The organism is Paracoccus sp. (in: a-proteobacteria), assembly GCF_030536915.1.
Lineage (GTDB): Bacteria > Pseudomonadota > Alphaproteobacteria > Rhodobacterales > Rhodobacteraceae > Paracoccus.
In genome coordinates this window covers 12302-13967 of record NZ_JAUNPC010000045.1, presented here as the reverse complement: position 1 = coordinate 13967, position 1666 = coordinate 12302, and the positions used below count along the sequence as shown (strand labels likewise).

Below are 1666 nucleotides of genomic sequence, written 5' to 3'. Positions count from 1 at the left end.
GACGCGGGCGGGCGGATGTTCGTCTGCTCGGACACCGACCATTGCGCGAGCCGCCGGGCCGAGGGGCACGTGGGCAGGCTCGGCGCCGACGAAAGGGCCGCCTGATGGGCATGATGGAACGGGTTGCCGCCGTGGCTGCCGATCAGCCGCTGCTGCGGGTCGAGGGGCTGGTGAAACGCTATGGCGCGCGGATCGGCTGCGCCGACGTGGGTTTCGACCTTTACCCCGGCGAGGTGCTGGGGATCGTGGGCGAAAGCGGCTCGGGAAAATCGACACTGCTGTCCTGCCTTGCCGGGCATCTGCGGCCCGACGCAGGCAGGGTCAGCTATGACGGGCGCGACGTGCTGGCGATGGCGGAAACGGAGCGCCGTCGTCTGTCGCGCACCGAATGGGCCTATGTCCACCAGAACCCGCGCGACGGGCTGCGGATGGGCGTGAGCGCCGGTGGCAACGTGGGCGAGCGGCTGATGGCCGTGGGCGCGCGCCATTACGGCGGCATCCGCGCGACCGCCACGGACTGGCTGGGGCGGGTCGAGATCGCCGCCGACCGGATCGACGACCGGCCCGCGCAGTTTTCCGGCGGGATGCAGCAGCGGCTGCAGATCGCGCGGAACCTCGTGACCGGCCCGCGGCTGGTCTTCATGGACGAGCCGACGGGGGGCTTGGATGTCTCGGTCCAGGCGCGTCTGCTGGACCTGCTGCGCGGGCTGGTGCGCGACCTCGGGCTGTCGGTCATCATCGTGACCCATGACCTCGCCGTCGTCCGGCTGCTGGCGCACCGGCTGATGGTGATGAAGGGCGGCCGCGTGGTGGAACAGGGCCTGACCGACCAGGTGCTGGACGATCCGCAGCACGCCTATACGCAGCTTCTCGTGTCCTCTGTCCTGCAGGTGTAGCCCGATGATCGTGATCGAGAACCTGTCCAAGTCCTTCACCCTGCACAACCAGGGCGGCGCGGTGATCCCGGTAATGGAGGGCGCGTCGCTGTCGGTCGCGCCCGGCGAATGCGTCGGCCTTACGGGCCAGTCGGGCGCGGGGAAATCCACGCTGATGCGGATGGTGTGGGGCAACTACCTTGCCGCAGGCGGGCGCATCATGGTGGCTGGCACCGATATTGCGACGGCCTCGCCGCGGCAGATCATCGCCCTGCGGAGGGATACGCTGGGCTATGTCAGCCAGTTCCTGCGCGTCGTGCCCCGCGTGCCGACGCTGGAGGTGGTGGCCGAGCCGCTGCTGGCGCTCGGCACACCCACTGACGCGGCGAAGGCGCGGGCGGCCGAGCTGCTGCGCCAGCTCTACATCCCCGAGCGGCTGTGGGGCCTGTCGCCCACCACCTTCTCGGGCGGCGAGCAGCAGCGCGTGAACATCGCCCGCGGCTTCGCCCATCCTTACCCGGCGCTGCTGCTGGACGAGCCGACCGCCAGCCTCGACGCCACCAACCGCGAGGTCGTGCTGCGCCTGATCGGGGAAGCCAAGGCGCGCGGCGCGGCGATCCTCGGGATCTTCCATGACGAGGCCGCCCGCGCCCGCGTCTGCGACCGGCTGGTGGACGTGACCGGCTTCACGCCAAGGGCTGCGGCATGATCTTCGCGGTGGTCGGCCCCTCGGGCGCGGGCAAGGACACGCTGATCGAGGGCGCGCTGCGGGCGCGTCCCGGCCTGCGGCT

The 1666-nt window shown here is 70.9% G+C and carries 2 protein-coding genes and 1 pseudogene; all 3 read left to right on the top strand.

Going from position 1 to position 1666, the window contains the following annotated elements; genetic code table 11:
* Nucleotides 1–105: pseudogene (locus Q4F04_RS09200) on the top strand (carbon-phosphorus lyase); the annotation flags it as partial.
* Nucleotides 106–113: 8 nt separating this feature from the next.
* Nucleotides 114–896, top strand: coding sequence for a phosphonate C-P lyase system protein PhnK (phnK, locus tag Q4F04_RS09195; RefSeq protein WP_303369547.1), 783 nt, complete (start codon nucleotides 114–116; stop codon nucleotides 894–896).
* Nucleotides 897–900: 4 nt separating this feature from the next.
* Nucleotides 901–1584 (top strand): phosphonate C-P lyase system protein PhnL, encoded by a 684-nt coding sequence (gene phnL / locus Q4F04_RS09190; RefSeq protein ID WP_303369538.1) that lies wholly within the window; start codon nucleotides 901–903, stop codon nucleotides 1582–1584.
* Nucleotides 1585–1666 lie beyond the last annotated feature (82 nt).

Excerpts from the sequence above, each read along its gene's own strand:
- phnL (WP_303369538.1), top strand. The coding sequence starts at position 901 with ATGATCGTGATCGAGAACCTGTCCAAGTCCTTCACCCTGCACAACCAG.
- phnK (WP_303369547.1), top strand. The coding sequence starts at position 114 with ATGGAACGGGTTGCCGCCGTGGCTGCCGATCAGCCGCTGCTGCGGGTC.